The organism is Paenibacillus sp. FSL K6-1330, from assembly GCF_037976825.1.
GTDB lineage: Bacteria > Bacillota > Bacilli > Paenibacillales > Paenibacillaceae > Paenibacillus_AQ.
Genome location: NZ_CP150269.1, coordinates 4149069 through 4166335, shown reverse-complemented (window position 1 = coordinate 4166335; position 17267 = coordinate 4149069). Strand labels below are relative to the sequence as shown.

The 17267-nt window shown below is 46.4% G+C and carries 22 protein-coding genes; 20 read left to right on the top strand and 2 right to left on the bottom strand.

The window, feature by feature from the left end:
• Positions 1–29: 29 nt before the first annotated feature.
• From NYE54_RS18735 to NYE54_RS18675, 13 genes are all read left to right on the top strand, one after another.
• On the top strand, positions 30–788 hold the full coding sequence (locus NYE54_RS18735; RefSeq protein ID WP_339265273.1) for a TetR family transcriptional regulator: 759 nt from the start codon (positions 30–32) through the stop codon (positions 786–788).
• A 26-nt stretch (positions 789–814) separates the two neighbouring features.
• Positions 815–1561, top strand: a complete 747-nt coding sequence (gene map, locus NYE54_RS18730; RefSeq protein WP_339265271.1) for a type I methionyl aminopeptidase — start codon at positions 815–817, stop codon at positions 1559–1561.
• A gap of 80 nt (positions 1562–1641) precedes the next feature.
• The gene (locus tag NYE54_RS18725; protein ID WP_015735743.1) at positions 1642–1746 is read left to right on the top strand and encodes a DUF6254 family protein; all 105 of its coding nucleotides are present in this window, start codon (positions 1642–1644) and stop codon (positions 1744–1746) included.
• Positions 1747–1929: 183 nt separating this feature from the next.
• Positions 1930–2343 carry a hypothetical protein gene (locus NYE54_RS18720; protein WP_076321575.1) on the top strand — a complete coding sequence of 138 codons (414 nt, stop codon included), beginning with the start codon at positions 1930–1932 and terminating at the stop codon, positions 2341–2343.
• Between the two features lie 143 nt (positions 2344–2486).
• Positions 2487–2960 carry a MerR family transcriptional regulator gene (locus tag NYE54_RS18715; protein ID WP_339265268.1) on the top strand — a complete coding sequence of 158 codons (474 nt, stop codon included), beginning with the start codon at positions 2487–2489 and terminating at the stop codon, positions 2958–2960.
• Positions 2944–3222, top strand: coding sequence for a hypothetical protein (locus tag NYE54_RS18710; RefSeq protein ID WP_339273756.1), 279 nt, complete (start codon positions 2944–2946; stop codon positions 3220–3222). The genes NYE54_RS18715 and NYE54_RS18710 overlap by 17 nt, the downstream gene beginning before the upstream one ends.
• A gap of 111 nt (positions 3223–3333) precedes the next feature.
• A complete protein-coding gene (locus tag NYE54_RS18705; RefSeq protein ID WP_076321573.1) occupies positions 3334–3969 on the top strand; it encodes a glycoside hydrolase family 11 protein in 636 nt (211 codons plus the stop codon).
• A gap of 294 nt (positions 3970–4263) precedes the next feature.
• A complete protein-coding gene (locus NYE54_RS18700) occupies positions 4264–5103 on the top strand; it encodes an SUMF1/EgtB/PvdO family nonheme iron enzyme (RefSeq protein WP_339265266.1) in 840 nt (279 codons plus the stop codon).
• 389 nt (positions 5104–5492) lie between these two features.
• Entirely contained in the window at positions 5493–6383 is an 891-nt protein-coding gene (locus tag NYE54_RS18695; protein WP_339265264.1) for a class I SAM-dependent methyltransferase, read from the top strand.
• Positions 6384–6438: 55 nt separating this feature from the next.
• Positions 6439–6753: a thioredoxin gene (gene trxA / locus NYE54_RS18690; RefSeq protein WP_339265262.1), complete on the top strand. Its 315-nt coding sequence runs from the start codon at positions 6439–6441 to the stop codon at positions 6751–6753.
• Positions 6754–6930: 177 nt separating this feature from the next.
• Positions 6931–8475: a right-handed parallel beta-helix repeat-containing protein gene (locus NYE54_RS18685; protein WP_339273559.1), complete on the top strand. Its 1545-nt coding sequence runs from the start codon at positions 6931–6933 to the stop codon at positions 8473–8475.
• A gap of 511 nt (positions 8476–8986) precedes the next feature.
• Positions 8987–9412: a disulfide oxidoreductase gene (locus NYE54_RS18680; protein WP_339265260.1), complete on the top strand. Its 426-nt coding sequence runs from the start codon at positions 8987–8989 to the stop codon at positions 9410–9412.
• Between the two features lie 153 nt (positions 9413–9565).
• Positions 9566–10198 carry a flavin reductase family protein gene (locus NYE54_RS18675; protein ID WP_339265258.1) on the top strand — a complete coding sequence of 211 codons (633 nt, stop codon included), beginning with the start codon at positions 9566–9568 and terminating at the stop codon, positions 10196–10198.
• Positions 10199–10285: 87 nt separating this feature from the next.
• Here the strand turns inward: NYE54_RS18675 and NYE54_RS18670 are convergent, their stop codons facing one another.
• Complete coding sequence (locus NYE54_RS18670; protein WP_339265256.1) at positions 10286–10825, bottom strand: hypothetical protein; 540 nt, start codon at positions 10823–10825, stop codon at positions 10286–10288.
• A gap of 214 nt (positions 10826–11039) precedes the next feature.
• Between NYE54_RS18670 and NYE54_RS18665 the strand changes: the two genes are divergently transcribed.
• Positions 11040–11222 carry a hypothetical protein gene (locus NYE54_RS18665; RefSeq protein WP_339265254.1) on the top strand — a complete coding sequence of 61 codons (183 nt, stop codon included), beginning with the start codon at positions 11040–11042 and terminating at the stop codon, positions 11220–11222.
• Positions 11213–11899 carry a sulfite exporter TauE/SafE family protein gene (locus tag NYE54_RS18660; protein WP_339265252.1) on the top strand — a complete coding sequence of 229 codons (687 nt, stop codon included), beginning with the start codon at positions 11213–11215 and terminating at the stop codon, positions 11897–11899. The genes NYE54_RS18665 and NYE54_RS18660 overlap by 10 nt, the downstream gene beginning before the upstream one ends.
• A 6-nt stretch (positions 11900–11905) precedes the next feature.
• Here the strand turns inward: NYE54_RS18660 and NYE54_RS18655 are convergent, their stop codons facing one another.
• Complete coding sequence (locus NYE54_RS18655; protein WP_339265250.1) at positions 11906–12313, bottom strand: FixH family protein; 408 nt, start codon at positions 12311–12313, stop codon at positions 11906–11908.
• A 639-nt stretch (positions 12314–12952) separates the two neighbouring features.
• On the opposite strand from NYE54_RS18655, the gene NYE54_RS18650 reads away from it, so the two are divergent.
• The 5 genes from NYE54_RS18650 (at position 12953) to NYE54_RS18630 (ending at position 17206) form a co-directional block, all read left to right on the top strand.
• Positions 12953–13729 carry a TerC family protein gene (locus NYE54_RS18650; protein WP_339265248.1) on the top strand — a complete coding sequence of 259 codons (777 nt, stop codon included), beginning with the start codon at positions 12953–12955 and terminating at the stop codon, positions 13727–13729.
• Between the two features lie 117 nt (positions 13730–13846).
• Positions 13847–14077 (top strand): hypothetical protein, encoded by a 231-nt coding sequence (locus NYE54_RS18645; protein WP_339265246.1) that lies wholly within the window; start codon positions 13847–13849, stop codon positions 14075–14077.
• Between the two features lie 233 nt (positions 14078–14310).
• A complete protein-coding gene (locus NYE54_RS18640; protein ID WP_339265244.1) occupies positions 14311–14808 on the top strand; it encodes a DinB family protein in 498 nt (165 codons plus the stop codon).
• A gap of 632 nt (positions 14809–15440) precedes the next feature.
• Entirely contained in the window at positions 15441–15836 is a 396-nt protein-coding gene (locus NYE54_RS18635; RefSeq protein WP_076321559.1) for a VOC family protein, read from the top strand.
• A gap of 119 nt (positions 15837–15955) precedes the next feature.
• Positions 15956–17206: an MFS transporter gene (locus NYE54_RS18630; protein WP_339265242.1), complete on the top strand. Its 1251-nt coding sequence runs from the start codon at positions 15956–15958 to the stop codon at positions 17204–17206.
• Positions 17207–17267: the final 61 nt, after the last annotated feature.

Sequence of the window (17267 nt, the reverse complement as noted above, 5' to 3'; positions counted from 1 at the left end):
GTCAAAAATAAAAGAGGTGAACGGACGAGATGACTCCACGCACGAAGGAACAAAACGAAGAGATCCGGCTGCGGCGACTGACGCAAATCCGTAAAGCCGCTGCCGATGTGTTTTTGAATAAAGGGCCTTTACTGGAAATCCGTGATGTTGCCACGCAGGCGGAGCTCGGCTATGGCACGGTATACCATTATTACAGCAATAAGGGCGATTTGCTCCACGATCTGCTATGGGACGCGTTGGAGCGGGCCGGGGGATGGCTGGAGGCTCCACCAGAGGCGCCGCTGAAGGTTACGCCGGAGGTCGCGCGGGCTCCGGCTTCGGATGAGGCGCTGGCGGGCGGGCATTTCGGCTTGGCTGCGGCGGCGGATACCGGGAACTCCGCTGCCACGGATTCCCGAAGCGGAAGCCGCGAAACGGCCGCTGCCGCAGAGCTTAGCCCCGTCGCTGCCTCCGGCGTCCGGCTGCTGGAGCTTTGGGCTGAGGACCACGCCTTGTACCTGCTGCATAAGCTAGCCGGTGAGGGCTTTGCCTCGCTACCTGAAGCGCGTTCCGCCCCGCTCTCAGCCGCCTTTCACCGGGAGGTGCTCGCTCCGTTTGCCACGCTACTGGAAACCGGCCGTGTGGCGGAAGGAGCTGTCGCTTCTGGCGGAAACGCGGCGGAGCCGCCAAATCGGCTGCAGCGCGCGGAAATGCTGCTGGCCGCCTTAGTCGGCTGTGCCTCGCTTTCACTTCGCCGCGGTAAGCTGCACGAGGAGGCCAGGGATATCGTACGGTTTTTAAAACTATAGAGCTGATAAGGAGCGAATAAACATAGATGATCATTTTAAAATCACCTAGGGAAATCGAAGAGATGAAGCCGGCGAGCCAAATCGTTGCGGACTGCTACCGTGAGGTGGCCAGACTGATCGAGCCTGGGATCACCACCCGGGAAATCAATGACTTTGTTGCCAGACACATCACCAAGCTGGGCGGCAAGCAGTTTACGAAAGGGTACAACGGTTTCCCCGCCGAAACCTGCACTTCGGTCAACGATGTGGTGGCCCACGGCATTCCTTCGAATCGGGTGCTTATGGACGGCGACTTGCTGAAGCTCGACATCGTTGTGGAATACGGCGGTTGGTTCGGCGATTCGTGCTGGTGTTATGCGGTAGGCAATATCCGGCCGGAGGCGCAAAAAATAATGAAGGTGGCAAAGGAATGCTTGGATCTGGGGATCGCCCGGGCAATCCCCGGGGGTCGGCTCGGCGACATCACGTCGGCGATTCAACAGCATGCGGAAGCGAACGGGTTCTCGGTCGTACGCGATCTGCTGGCGCACGGGATTGGGCGGAGCCTGCACGAGGAGCCGAACTACGAGCATATCGGCGTAGCCGGCAAAGGCATTCGGTTAAAGGAAGGCATGGTGTTTACGATTGAACCGATGATCAACGAAGGTACGTTCCGTATCACGATCGACGACGATCAGTGGACGGCGAGAACGGCCGACGGCAAGCTGTCGGCGCAATATGAGCATACGATTGCAATCACGGCTGACGGACCGCTGATTTTAACGGCCCAGTGAATTTTTTGAATGAACAAAGCCGGGGAATGACAATATAAGAAAGTGGTATACATTTCATTTTCCAAAGGAGGATATCTGTTATGGCTCACCAGAAGAGAAGGAAAGAAGCTGCCTGGAAGTCACGAAAGCAAGAACAGCATCCCCATGGTAAAATCAAATCGCTCAAGGAATTGTCCAGCGAATAGAGTGAAAAGTATACTACTTGGAAGAGAAAGACTGTCGGCGTAAAATACCGGCAGTCTTCTTTTTTGTATTCATTCATCAGACATCTCAGTAGTATATGAAAAAAACTTGAAAATTATTTATATTACAATTATAGTAGATATTGGAATTAAAAATAATATTTGTATGAAGAGGAGCGTGCGCCTATGAAAAAGAGAATTGCTAGTATTCTTACCGCTACTGCAGTTTTATTATCTATTCCAGCAAGTGCATTTGCATACACGCCATTACAAACTCAATCATCCAGCATTATCACCCCGCTTGCACATGATCAATGGAATTTCGTTATATCAGGTGAAGATGAGGTTACTTTTGATTATGCAAAATCAGATGGAGTGAACTTACGTGTCTGGCTGGGGGATGATGAACGCGCTGGTATGGAGCTCCTTGTTTATGATCCAAATGGCAATCTTTTTGCTTCAGGTAATTCAACATCTCGGACTGATTATCAAGTTAAACTGGAGACTAAACCCAAAATCGAAGGAACCTACAAAATCAAAGTGGTTGTAAATGATGGTGGAGGACCCTACTGGATTTCATTGGCTGCAAGATCATACTAATGCTTGGACCGTCCATAATTGGACGGTCTTTTTTTATCTGTCTTTAACAGACTCACAACGAATCTGGAGATTGCTTGATTATGCGAAATTGAATATACAAATTGACTTGACATTGGAGCTTCCTCCAATGTTACTTTGAATACATGGAAAAACTTTATTCTATACAAGAGGTTTCGCAGTTACTTGGGATTCCAAAGGATACGCTTCGGTACTATGACCGGATTGGGATCGTATCGCCGTCCCGTGAAGACAATCGGTACCGCAGGTATTCGAAGAACGACCTCATCGATTTGATGAATATTCAAATCATGCAGTATGCGGACTTCACTCTTAACGAGATCAAGGGAACGTTTGGGTTCCACAGAATGGAGAATGTAGATCCAGCTTATTGCCGTGAGGTTGCTTGGTTCCTCGATGCGAAGAATGCAGAAACGCGTAAGAAAATTGCCCATCTGGAAAAGGTCAGTCAATTGCTCGACATAGCAGCCGAAACGCTAAGGGACTTTAATCATGAAAGCGACCAACGGCTGGCAGAAATCGTTCGCGAACTTTACCGGTCTATTCGCAAGCAGGAACCGGGAATATCCGAGGAGGGATGTCATGGGCATCAACGTTAGGAATTTCTATTTTTTGATTGCTGGCATTCTGGCGATACTGTTTGCCTTTACACACGCATGGAATGGGCAATCCGCAGTGCTGCCGATGCTCCATGTGAGTGCGATAGCGATGGACACTCGAACCGTTGTCCAGCGAAAAGGAAAAAGAATATACTACTTGGATGATAAGACTGTCGGCGTAAATTACCGGCAGTCTTCTTTTTTTGTCTTAATCTTTCCGACCTGTTCCATAAGGTCGCAAGTGCCTAAAATTGTAAAATAATCTAGATATCATATTTAATTTGCTAAGTGTTATGTAACCGCTGTCATTCTATAATTTACTTAGAAAGGAGGTAAAAGGAAAAAGATAAATCAAAATATGAGGAGGTAGATTATGTTTAAATTCAGTAAGAAGTTGATGACGGTCATTCTTGCAGCTACCATGAGTTTTGGTTTGTTTGCAACGACCTCAAGTGCTGCGACCGACTATTGGCAAAATTGGACCGATGGCGGCGGAACGGTTAATGCCGTTAACGGCTCCGGCGGTAATTACAGTGTGACCTGGCAAAACACCGGGAATTTTGTTGTCGGTAAAGGCTGGAATACGGGATCGCCAAACCGGACGATTAACTACAATGCCGGCGTGTGGGCGCCGTCCGGCAATGGATATTTGACTCTCTATGGATGGACTAGAAACGCACTCATCGAATATTACGTCGTTGACAGCTGGGGTACGTATCGACCTACCGGGACTCATAAAGGCACGGTAACCAGTGATGGGGGCACATATGACATCTATACGACCATGAGATACAACGCACCTTCCATTGACGGCACACAAACGTTTGCCCAGTACTGGAGTGTTCGACAATCGAAAAGAGCGACCGGGGTCAACTCGTCCATCACTTTCAGCAACCACGTGAACGCATGGGCAAGCAAGGGAATGAATCTGGGAAGCAGCTGGTCATATCAGGTGTTAGCAACAGAGGGTTATCAAAGTAGCGGGAGCTCAAACGTAACAGTGTGGTAACCGATCGCCATCAATAAACTCAAACGAACGGGAGTGGTAGGGCCGTCTCTGAGGATAAGCGGGGTTTGTGCTGTCTGATATGGTATCAACAACGAATCGACCATAAGGAAACTTCAATCCCCCACATTGGAGACAGACCGGTGGCCGTTTCCTTCGTTTACCCCTAAGTCCGGATACGTTGCGGGCCGTTTCTCGCCATACGAACGGCCTTCAACGTAACGGGGGGGAGGCGAGTTACATGCCGTTATGGCCTATCAGTGTTCCGATCAGCATCAGCATAAAGGAGATATATCAATGAGAAAGCTATTAATGTTCTTTTTAATAGCAACAATGGTTGTGATCGGCGCTTGTTCACAAGTGAAGTCTGAAAAGATAGATGGTTTTGTATTTGTGGAAGGTGGGACCTCTAAGAACAACCAGTCTAACTACGCTGAAAAAAACGCAACCGTATCGAACTTTTACATTGGCAAATATGAGGTCACTCAAAAAGAGTGGGTGGAAGTCATGGGCAGTAATCCCTCTGCATTCAAAGGCGACCATTTGCCGGTGGAAATGGTGAGTTGGTATGACGTTGTGGAGTATTGTAATCAAAGAAGTATTCTAGAGGGCTTAAAACCATATTACAACATAGACAAGGGTAAGAAAGATCCGAATCATAGGAATGATAACGATCATATCAAATGGATTGTCACGATCAATGAGGGAGCTAACGGTTACCGATTGCCTACAGAAGCCGAGTGGGAATATGCTGCAGGCGGAGGTCAGAATAGCAAGGGTTACATCTACAGCGGAAGCAATAATGCCGACGAGGTCGCATGGTATTGGAAAAACGCCGGAGACAAATACCTATCTGGGGATTGGAACTGGCCTATCATAGAGAGCAATCATAATACAACAAAATCGATCGGTACCCAGAAACCCAACGAGTTGGGGGTTTACGATATGTCTGGAAACGTAAGGGAATGGTGCTGGGACTGGCATGGCGACTTGGATAGTCCAAGCGGTTCCTTCCGAGTAGTAAAGGGTGGAGGTTGGATCGGCGACGTCAGCAACAACGAGATATCTTTCCGAGGTAAGTTCGATCCCAATGGCTTTGGCCCCGATCAGGGTTTTCGTGTCGTTCGCGGAGAATAGCCGGAACAAGGCATAATTAAGGTTGATTCATTCGCCCAAGAAATGATATAAACCTCTCGCCGTCCTCTGAAGAGGGCGGTTTTTTGTTCGTTAGCCGTTGGTATCTAGCGAATAAAGAATTTTGATAATGGACGCCTATTGCAAACTGAAGTTGAATCGTTTATTATGGATATAAGACATCCATAATATAATCCGTACCGGATCAGGCTCATTAGCAATGGAACAATAGCGTATGCAAGAAGGTTATTTTTCGCTCCAATTATGGATAATGTAGATCCGTAAAAGTAAAAAACCAATGATCAACCAACATTCGATGTGGAGTTTATTGGAGGCGGCTAGGCGGGCTTTTCACTGCCCTCAGAAACTATAGCGGAAGAGAGATGGATGTTATGAACGATTTTTTTAATGAAGCCATTTGGGAGAAGGCATGGAAAGAACACGGCGAACGCGTTGTGAACAAGATGAAAAAGACCGGAATCGACCCGACCCGAACCTTTGATCATAAGGCGAAGACCTTCAATGAGCAATCATTTAATGAAGAGGGAAGAAAACGGACCACACGGATCATGAATTGGCTTGAAGGACAAGGGGTTCAATTCGACAACGCCTCTGTACTGGACATTGGCGCCGCTTCGGGAGTATTTTCGGTGCCGTTTGCAGAGCGAGGGGCCCGCGTAACTGCCGTAGAATCCTCTCTGCCATTGATCGAATTGCTGAAGGAAAATATCACAAAATTCGCCAATGACCAGGTGAAGATTGTACCGGAACCTTTTGAAGATATTGACGTGCTGGCCAGAGACTGGGACAATGCCTTCAATCTTGTCTTTGTTTCGATGTGTCCGGTCATTCTGGATTGGGATAGCGTCGAAAAGATTTTACAATGCGCCCGGGATTATTGTTATATCAGTATGCCGGCAGGCTCTATGGAGCTCAGTTTGGTGAATGAAATCTGGCCGCTCATCACCGGTCAGCCCTTCCAATCGAAGCACTTGGAGTTCGGATATTTGCTTCATCTGCTGTATCTCAAAGGCTATTCCTATGAGTCCCTTATCACACGGGAAACGAAAACGACGGAAGTTACAAGAGAAGCGGCGTTACAAGAAATGATGAACTGGCTTCGCAGTCACGGTCTTGCTGCAGATGATCAGAATCGGAAATTGGTTGCAGACTATTTGGAGCAAGCGTATCCGTCCGGCAAAGTAACCATCCGGCAGAGTGGTCGTTATGGCAAAGTACTGGTTCGAATGCAAGATCAAAGCATGTACACAAGAAAAATTTGATCGAGACTACGCACGTGTTACGTAGTCAGACCAAGAAGATGAAAGGATGATAGTGATGGCGATTCAACACGCAACAGATTCTACTTTTAGAGGGATGGTCCAAACCGAAGGAGTAACCGTAGTGAATTTTTGGGCTTCTTGGTGTGGTCCGTGCAGAATGTTTGCACCCGTTCTTGAGGAATTTGAAAGGGAAGCAAAAGGTTCCATTAAAGTAGTTAAAGTTAATGTAGACGATAACCCGGTGACGTCTTCCCAATATCAGATTATGAGCATACCGACCACCCTTATTTTCAAAGATGGGAAGCTTCTTTATAAAGAATCAGGCATATTGCCGAAACATGTCTTGAAACATCGCACTGCCTCCAATTAAAGGCTCAAAATGAAAGGAGTTCTTCATAAATAGAAATGAGATCTCAAAGGGATCACGGTATGCATGCACAAGAAGTCGTGCTTTGTGGGCGGCTTTTTTGGCTTTTTCCATATTCGTCGTGACTTCATGGATGACCTCAATGTAATATAAATATGAACAGATGGGAGATGAGGAATGATGTTGAAATTAGTAAAGGCTATGCTCGTGGGATTGAGCATGACTGTAATTGGTTTAGATTCTGGAAATGTGCAACCTACCGCCGTGTCGGCAGCCAGTACAGAATATTATGTCGCCACCGACGGCAGCGACTCCAATCCAGGGACGATCCGTGCGCCATGGAAGACGCTGCAGCATGCGGCAGACGAGGCTGATCCGGGTAGCATGATTTACGTTCGGGACGGCGTATACAATCAGAAGCTTAAGATAACACGCTCCGGGACAGCTGCACAAGGTCCCATTACTTTCACGAACTACGGTTCGGAGAAAGCCATCATTGATGGTGCTGGACTTTCAGTCAACGGGATCGAAGGGCTAATCGAGATAAAAGATGTGAATTACATTACTATTCAGGGCTTAGAGATTCGCAATTATACGACGACTTCCAGAAATGCGGTGCCTGTTGGAATCTATGTTCAAGGCTCAGGCGGCTTTATTAATCTGACCAACAACAAGATCCACGATATCAAGAGCACGGTCACACCAACCGGCAGCGATTTGCTTGGAAGAGATGCTCATGGTATCGCCGTATATGGCACCAAAGCTCCGGAATCGCTTCATGACATTACGATTCATGGTAATGAGCTGTATAATCTTGTCCTTGGTTCCAGTGAGACACTGGTACTGAATGGTAATGTAGATAAGTTCGCGGTAACGGACAATCTCATTCACGATAACGACAACATTGGGATCGATATTATCGGTTTCGAGGGGACAGCGCCGGAAGAAGCATACGACCAGGCCCGAAATGGCTTGGTGAAAGGTAATCGGATATACAACATTTCTTCCAACAACAATCCTTCTTATGGGAAAAAAATCCCGAATAACAGTAACTCAGCTGGCGGTATTTATGTTGATGGCGGCAAAGACAGCATCATTGAGCAGAACTACAGCTACAACAATGATATCGGCATTGAAATTGCCTCCGAGCATGCGGGCAAATCCACCAGCAATATTACGATTCGAAGCAACATGGTGCACAATAACCGGTTGACGGGGATCGCCATGGGTGGATACGACGAGGAGCGGGGCTCAACGGTGAATTGTAAAGTCGTAAACAACACCGTCTACAATAACGAGAATTTAGGTGATGGTAGCGGCCAGCTCTATGTCCAGTATGATACGAGAAATAACGTGATCAAGAACAATATCTTTGTGGCCAGTTCCACAGGTGTGCTGATCTACAATGAATATGCCAAAAATTCAGGAAACGTCGTGGATTACAATCTATATTATTCTCCAGGCGGTAGTGCAGATGCATTCTGGACATGGAAGAGCAAAGACTATACTGGCTTCTCCGCATACAAAGCGGGAACCGGCAACGATGCGCATTCTTTGTTCATGGATCCTAAATTCGTAAATGCTCCCGAAGGCGATTTTCATCTTCAGTCTTCGTCCCCAGCGATAGATGCTGGTTCGACGGATCACGCGATCATCGGAACGCAGGACATTGACGGTGAGCCAAGAGTGCAAGGAGCCAATGTGAACATCGGCGCAGATGAGTAGAGCAATGTTTTTTTTGAAAATGGGCAAAACAGAGCTGAAATGTTAAGGGAGCCTAGTAGCAAGCTGGCTCGGCAGCATTCGGAACAATAACTATCCGTGACTTGATGGAACGAATGACGAATCAATCAGTAGAAAAGTATAACTACTACACATGGGCCAACCAAACAATCCTGGGAAGAATCAAAGAACTTCCCATGGCACCTACCACCGAGGCAATATTACGAACATGCTGCGCCAGCTGGCCACGTGTCAATCATGACAGACTATTGGCTTTTTGGAATCAGGGAACCCCAATGCCTGGATGATTGTATTGTATTGATGGAAAATGAAAATCTTAAGAAGGCTGACGGTCAATATGACCGGCAGTCTTTTTTTGACTCATGATCACATATAGCCCGAATGAGCCATTTTCATATATAGATAATTAAGAGAAAATGAGAAAATCATGTAATACTACCGAGTCGTAAGGCTGCTGGAACAAGAATGGAATAGAAGGGAAGTAGCTTGAAAAATGAATAAAACAGGAGTTTGGTTATTTTTTGCATGGACTGTATCAGCTGTAGCAACTAGCGGAAGTTTGTTTCTTAGTGAAGTATGGCATTTTACGCCATGCGTCTTATGTTGGTATCAACGGATCTTCATGTATCCATTAGTCATTGTTTTGGGAATCGCAGCATATCGGCAAAAGACACACATCGTCCCATATATCCTGCCCCTGGTTATCATTGGCGGAGGCATATCTACATATCATAGTATTATTCAAAAGCTCCCCAAAGAGTCGGGTATTGCTGCATGCGGGCCGGTCTCCTGCTTGAATGACTACTTGAATTGGTTCGGCTGGTTGACGATTCCGATGCTGGCATTTGCCGCGTTCGTGCTCATCGCTGTAGCTCTATTGATGGCCCTGCGCTCGCAGAAGCAACAAACAAGCGAGTGATAAGTAAATGACAAGTAACAGCCGGCCTAATGGTCGGCTGTTTTCAATCATCACCCACTTTTATATCTTGCGGTCTTATTCCATATCCCTATCCTCCAACAAGGAGCTTGTGATACATTACTTAAAAATCATGACGAGGAGATGGAATTTGTTATGCATAAAGTAATCAACCCCAAAATCCACTATTTCGGGACTTCGGTCGTGTTGATAAGTACGATCAACGAAGACGGCACCCCCAACCTGGCTCCGATGTCCTCTGCCTGGTGGCTCAATCAATCATGTATGCTTGGAATGAGCAGCAAGTCTCAGACTGTGCAAAATATGATCCGTGAAGGTGAGTGTGTGCTTAATCTCCCGTCGATTGACTTGATTCCCGCAGTTGATCGTCTGACCCTGTTGACAGGTCGCAACCCAGTCCCTGAGTCGAAAGCAGAGAGGGGATATAAGTTCGAGGCGAATAAATTTGGTGTCGCAGGGTTAAATCAACTTCCGTCCCAGCTTGTTCAAGCGCCGCGTGTGAAAGAATGCCCCGTCCATCTGGAAGCGAGGTTTGTAAAGCTCCATCCTTTTGAAGAACCAAGTTCACTTGTTGCCATCGAAGTGCATATTGAAAAGGTTCATATCGAGGAAAATCTTCTTATAGATGGCCAATCAAATTATATTGATCCTTCGAAATGGAATCCGATGATTATGAATTTTTGTGAATATTTCGGTTTAAGTGAGCAATTGTCTGCATCTAAATTAGCCCCGGTATTCGGACCACATTCAGTTGAAAGCATGAAGTAATGAGTGGTGTGGCATATAAGGGTATGCGATGTGGGACTAGCGTTTGGCTTGAACTCAATAAGTTTGCAATAAAAAAAGCGACAGGATTCAACCTGCCGCTGGTGCCCCAAGGAAAACTAAAATTTCTTCGATGCTGGTATTGATATAAGTGTTCATTCCAGATATGTACTTGCTGAACTCTTCCGAAGACATTTTACTTTTGCCTTGCATATAAGACTTGATCTCTTGAATGCTGTCGGATTTGTATTTGTTCAATTTCTTTAGCATGACGTTGCTTCTTTTTTTCATGTCGGATGTCTGCTTGCTACAAGTTTTCTTTGCTTCGCTGAGACTTTTTTTTGCCTTATCAAGTGACATTTTCGCTTGGCTCAACGCTTCTTTACTGGCTTTAGCCTTCTTAAGGCTGTTATATTCAGTAGAAAGTTGTTTGAATTGAGTGGTTAGCGAGGTCACATTCACGCACACAGGGTGCTTGTACGCTTTTTGGGCAGCCTTCACTTTTTTCACCTGTGCGTTATAGTCCTTAAAGTACAGTTTATGAATCTCAGACGTAGAAACGGATGCTGCAAAAGCCTGTGACGGAATGAACAATGCCAGCATCAAAAGTAATACAAAAGTCTTTTTCATTAGGATATGCACCTCTTCAGTTGTAGTGCTTATAGCATATACCATAATTTGTAACCTATCAATATATTAGTAGAAAACCTAGCTCTAATTTCTCCAACCCCATAATCACGCAGCCTCATAGCTATTCTTAATATTTGCGCACCTTCATACAATGAATGGATGTGGCAAACCTATGAAGAACGGCATATAAAATGTGGCCGGGAAGGGGGATGGAATGCTTCTTGGAACGATATTACGTATGTGGGGGAAACCGAAAATAGATGGAGGAAGGCTCGGACAGGATTTGAAGCCAAAAGCAGAGATTACAACCGGTATGGAAGTCAGTTCTTTGCTGGTTGTCGGTCATTCGCTTGGCCCCCAGTTATGGGTACAGCGGGGTGTAAGAGCATGGCCTTGACGGGGAGCGGATTGCTGTTAGTAGCACTGACTGGCTTGATGGGGGCGCCGCATTGTCTGATTATGTGCGGAGGGATTGTTTCGTCTCTGGCCCTTCGAACCAGCAGTTCTCCGCTTGCTTCTGTGTTAGCCTACAACGCTGGCAGAGTGACAACGTACACAGTGATCGGAGGTTTTATGGGGATGGTGGGCTCTTTCCTGGATGTGGCTGGCAGCTTTGTAGGTTTCCAAGGAGCGGCCAGCATCATTGGCGGACTGCTCATTCTGCTGTGGACTTTTCGGCGGTACACATTGCCCATTTATAACGCTCATCTGCCGAGACACTCTTTTTTTCACCTGAAATTGGAACGGCTTGGTCAGCGGTATGAGTTGGTAGCGACATTTTTAACCGGCCTTTTGCTCGGTTTTCTTCCATGCGGCTTGACCTATGCGATGCAGATGAATGCAGCGGCATCCGGTTCTAGTCTGGAAGGCCTCTTGATCATGCTGGTGTTTGGACTTTCGACTTTTCCCATTCTGCTCCTAACGGGGCTGTCTGCCGGCAGTTTAACGAAAAAGTGGCGTAGAGGAATGCGTAAATTCGGCGGATTTCTGGCCTTTTTAATGGGAGTGCTGTCTATTTTAAAAGGACTTAGCGTCAACGGATGGATTCCGGGAATTCACCCATGGTTATGGTAAGCAGGACTAGCGAACTTTGAACAACGTCTTCACCGTGACATATTCATTCTCCCAACGAAGGACCGCTTCCGCCTGCCAAAGTCCTTGCATAACAGGTACGGCCGTTGCACTGTATACACCCGGCTTTGATTCGACAATTACGGCGGGGAACACACCACAAAACATATCTGGCATCTTGAGGTTGAGTTTGATATCGGCGTTAACAACGGGCTTCTCAGGCAGCTCGGTAATGAAAACCTGAAAGGACGTCTCCTTCATGGGTTCTGCAACAGAGTGAACGGTTTGTATTTCCATGCGAAGCTGCCCATCGGTATAAAGATCTTCTACTTTGGGTCGATCGTGAACCTGCCGGTACAAAATCACAGCCGCGATCATAAAGAGTAACAGAAAAGCCATGCCCCATCTTGTCTTCATGATATCCCTTCTTTCGCCTGAAAACATGAGTATTTTCTCATAGGTATGTAAGAAAAGGTCAGAACATGCACATATAGATGAGACTCTAATTCTGGATATGTGCCGGTAACCTAATATGGAGAAGAAATCCATACCGGAGCTTACTCCCCTCCGCAACCTTCTAGGGATGTTGGAATTTCCCTGTGACCTGGTTGTGGATTTTTTTGATAGCGGACTCTGTAAGATCGTTTGGGATTTGGATGGAATATTGATAGATGGGAAGGCGGCTCTCCAATCTTAAGAATTGATACGTATCCGGTAGGAAAGTCCGGTTGATTTCTCATTACTTGAGAAAATGATCGAGTTTAATTGTAGATAAGGCAGACTGTTCAACTTTTTTGGCGGAAATAAGAGTACATAAGGAAATCCCCTTGGAAAAGGGGGTTTTTGATTTCTGATCGAGAAGTCGCTTTGTAGAGAGTAGATTAAAAAGTTGTGCCATAAATGAATGAAACGAGACGTTACTTGACAACGTAATAACGAAAGGGAGTCATGGCACAATCAAAACTGGAATAAACCTCTGCTGCTTTAACTGGAGCTTAGTTGTTTTGGTCAGAGGTTTAACCATAAAATTTCTCAGTTAAGAGGGGAGAAGTACTGTTGGAATCACTTTGGTTGGAGTATGCTTGGGCATTACTAATTCTAATTGGATTGGAAGGTTTACTATCGGCGGATAATGCCCTTGTACTGGCAGTGATCGCGAAGCACTTACCGGAGGACCAGAAGAAGAAGGCTATTAATTATGGGATCATTATGGCTTTTGTTTTTCGCTTCGCTGCTCTGTTTGCAATATCGTTTATTGCGAATGTCTGGCAAATACAGGCGATCGGAGCTGCTTATCTTCTATACCTCGGGTTAAAGCACATCATCAAAGCGCGTTTCGGAAAGGAAAACAAGAATATTCGCGAGGACGTAAAGAAAGATGCTGCCGGTAAAGGCTTCTGGCCAACGGTAAGCAAAATTGCTATTGCAGATCTCGCCTTTGCAATTGATTCCATTCTTGCTGCAGTGGCTTTGGCACTGGGTCTCCCAGATTCCCCGCTTCCGGATTTCGGCGGTATGGACGGAGGACAATTCTTGGTTGTCGTGCTTGGCGGAATCGCCGGGCTCGTTCTGATCAAATTTGCTGCCACATGGTTTGTAAAGCTGCTTGCGCAGCGGCCAGCACTGGAGACCACGGCTTATGCCATCGTGGCATGGGTCGGTGTCAAGCTCGCTGTGATTACTTTGGCCCATGAGGATATCGGGGTGTTAAATCATGATTTCCCACATAGCACAGTCTGGACCATTATTTTCTATGGTGTCTTGGTGGCGATAGCTCTTCTCGGTTGGTTTGCTCCTGCTAAAAATAAACAGTCACAAACCGGTCAACTCTAGTTCCGTGCTTTCCTTCATTGCAGGCAGATGGCCTTTCCGTATCGGAGGGCCATTTTGCATCAGATTGAATAGGATTCATTGATAACAAATAAAGACAGACCAAGGGGTTCTTGATATATGTATTATGAAATAAATGGCGAAACGGTTGATTCTGCTGAGGTTTTGGATTATTTACAAAAGAACGATGTGCTCCATGTCTGTAAATATGTGCAAGAGAAAACAGGATGTACACTAGCCGAAGCAAGGAAGTTATACGTAAAAATGCTTCAAAACGAAGGCATTGAAGAAAAACCGAGTACCTTGGAGATTTTAACGTACTTAAGGGCTGAATACGAAGATAAAGACTGATATCATACTGATAATAGTAGTAGCTGGCACGGCTTCGGCTATAATGCGGATGCGATCAGCCGTCTGCTCCTGGGCCAGCGGCCGATGACGGGGATTACTGAGTCCTCGAATGCAGAGGAGGGATATATGTTCTGGAGATGTAGTCCGTTATCGGATGCCGAACGACCGAGACAAGCCTTTTCACTCGATCGGATTTATAGTATGCTAACCATATTAGGGAGGAGTGGGAATTTATGGTGAAACAACTGATCATCGGAGACGCTCTGCAAGAATTGGCCCATACGCGCCGCATCCTGGAGTGCTTACCCGAGGAGCATATGACGTGGAAACCGCACGTCAAATCCATGACGTTAGGCGGGCTCGCCACGCACCTGATCAACTTGCTGAACTGGCAAGTCGCGATTTTTCTTTACCCGGAATTCGATCTTTCAACCGTGCCGCTTCGGCGGGAAGCTTTAGAAAGACGCGAAGACATGCTGGAGGAATTTGACGCGAACGTTATCAAGCTTGAACAGCTGTTAGCCGAATGCGATGAGAAAGCGCTCGCAGAGGAATGGACCTTGCGGAACGGCGACCATATCATTCTGCGCCAACCGCGGGCAGTCGCGCTTCGCACCTTCGGTTTAAGCCATATGGTTCACCATCGGGCGCAGCTCGGGGTATATTTGCGGCTGCTTGATATTCCGGTGCCGGGCATCTACGGTCCCTCAGCCGATGAGGAAGGCAAGTGAATGAGAAGCGCCGAATAGTCGCAGGGCACTTGTAAGAGACAAGAACACATACACATACGAAGTCGCGGAAATCGCGGCTTTTTTTGTCAGCGGATATAGACAAAAAATTATATTCTAACTGAGCAGATGATACTCTAATTCCAATCGGCCTTAGAAGCCAAACCTGAAGATAACGGGCAGTTTTATTGAATCAATTATTTAAAGGAACTGGGCGTTTTCGAGTGTAATCATTGTGTTATTCAAAAGAGCAATCTAAAAGAAATCCATGCATTATTAATTTGCTATGATCGAAAATAGGAGTTGTCAACAAGTCACATTCATATTGGAGGGATGGACATGAGCCAAAACAAATGCAACAAACAAAGTGATCACCCGCGTATTTGATGCTTCACGTGATCTTGTGTTTGATGTTTGGACGAAAGAGGAACACCTATCGAAGTGGTGGGGCCACAAGGTTTTACGATGACTATTCAGCAGTTTGATATGAAGCCGGACGGTACACGGGAGTTTATCATGCACGGTCCTGATGGCGTTGATTTTTCCAAATACCAACTGACGTTAACGGGAAACGCTGGTCCAAATCAGATAGTGTAAAACCTTCCATTTAATCTGATTGTTGAAGGAGTGTACGTATGAAGACATTAGGGTCGATGAATGTAGATGTTATAACGTTGTTTGTGGAGGATTTGCAAAGGGTGAGAGCGTTCTATCAAGAAGTATTTCGATTTTCCGCCACATATGAAGACGAAGTGTCTGCAGTATTTGATTTCGGAAATATGAGCATTAACCTCCTGAATATTTCCGAGGCATACGGTCTGATCCATCCTGGAACAGTTGCAAGCCGAGAATCCGGATCTCGTTTCCAGTTTACCATTAGGGTGGAAGATGTGGATGCAGTATGTAATGAATTGAATAAACAAGGTGTTGCTCTACTTAATGGTCCAGTGGATCGACCGTGGGGGGTACGCACTGCTGCCTTCACAGATCCGGCAGGACATGTTTGGGAGATAGCGCAGCAATTGTTATAGATTTCAGTCTTCAGGCGGAGGTCAACGATGATGAGGTCCTTATAATAAGGAATGGAAAGGAGAGACATACCCATAATCAAGGCGGACATCTTTTAAAGACAAATTGGAGGTTGAAAAGATTGAATAGGCACGACAAAAGCACCAATGCACCAAGCCTTCTACGCAATCGGTTCCTGCAGACGATTTTATTATCAAGCGTACTCCTGCAGATCGGCATCTGGGTACGTAATTTCGCGATCCTCCTGTATGTTGCGGATAGAACAAATAACGATCCATACGCCATTTCGCTTATCAGCGTAGCAGAATTCGCACCTATTTTTGTTTTTTCGTTCATCGGAGGTACATTTGCGGACCGCTGGAGGCCAAAGCGAACGATGATCTGGTGCGATTTATTATCCGCGGTATCGGTATTCGTAGTGCTTCTTACCATACATTTCGGTTCTTGGCAATCCGTCTACCTTGTCGCATTCATCTCGGCTATTCTTTCGCAGTTCTCGCAACCTTCAAGTATGCGGTTATTTAAGTATCATGTGTCCGAAGAACAACTGCAGCAAGGGATGGCTTTGTTTCAATCGCTGATGGCCATCTTCATGGTGCTTGGCCCTATGCTTGGCACCTTCGTTTACAGCACGTTTGGACTTGAAACATCAATCGCTGTGATGGGCGTGGTCTTTCTGCTTTCCGCACTCGTCCTGATTCGCCTTCCTGAGGATAATATGAAATCTCAAACGGCCGCAGTCAAAGGGCAATTCCGTAAAGATTTCGCGGAAGGCTTCCGCTATGTTTGGCAAAGCCAAGTGCTGCGCATGCTCGGACTCGCGTTCATTCTCGCAGGACTTGCTGTTGGCGTAGCCCAGGCTCTCAACCTGTTTATCGTAACGGAGCGGCTGGGTAGGAGCGAGGAGTTCCTGCAATATCTGCTGATGGTGAATGGCGTAGCCATGCTGATCGGCGGGGGGATCGTTGCCGTCTTTGCGAAGCGGGTTCCGCCGCAGGTTCTTCTTGCAATAGGCATGCTCGCAGGCGCGGTCTGCACAGCCATTGTCGGTTATTCGACGAGCGTTACGGTCACGCTGACCGTTCAATTTCTGAATGGGCTAGTGTTCCCTTGCATTCATATCGGAATCAGCACCATGATCCTGAAATGGTCACATGCTTCCATTGTCGGTCGGGTGAATGGGGTTCTGAATCCGATGTTCGTAGGCATGATGGTCATTTCCATGTCTTTCGCTGGTGCGTTAAAGGATGCCTTTTCGCTGAGTACGATATATGGCGGAGCCGGATTCCTATTTCTTCTTGGAGCACTGGTCATGGTGCCGATTATGAACCAAAAAGCGCCGGATAACGTACTTACTGCACATGAGTTTTAGTCTTGCGATATCTATAAGGTTTGATGCAAAAGAGCCGGCTATGAAAAATGAGTCGGTTCTT